The sequence below is a fragment of the Aquimarina sp. U1-2 genome (assembly GCF_017897595.1).
Taxonomy (GTDB): Bacteria; Bacteroidota; Bacteroidia; order Flavobacteriales; family Flavobacteriaceae; genus Aquimarina.
Window position 1 is genome coordinate 1 of sequence record NZ_JAGKIK010000123.1, and the last position, 345, is coordinate 345.

Sequence of the window (345 nt, forward strand, 5' to 3'; positions counted from 1 at the left end):
CCATAAAACAACATTGATGCTCCAGCAATTAAGATTAAGAAATAAAACAGATATAACCCTGCTCCTAATAATTTTGATCCACTCGCTGATAATGTTCCTCCATCTTTAAGAGGTGTTTCTACTCCTTTTGCAAGACCGAAGTAACAAATGATTGCCAACAACGCAAATATACCTAAGCTTCTTAACGTGCTTTTAAGGGTATCAGGATTTGTTAAAATATTCTTTAAACTAAATATTACAACAAACGCAACAATCAATCCTAGTATGATGTAGGCTACAAACATGATAGAATCAACCGATCCACTAGCTTCTCCTGCTTTTACGGCTTCATCACCTGCTGATATT

Annotated in this window: 1 protein-coding gene; it reads right to left on the bottom strand. The window is 35.4% G+C overall.

Features of this window, described 5'->3' with window-relative positions; genetic code table 11:
• The coding region (locus J8281_RS19320; RefSeq protein ID WP_210199270.1) for a hypothetical protein at window positions 1-345 on the bottom strand (345 nt) is incomplete at both ends.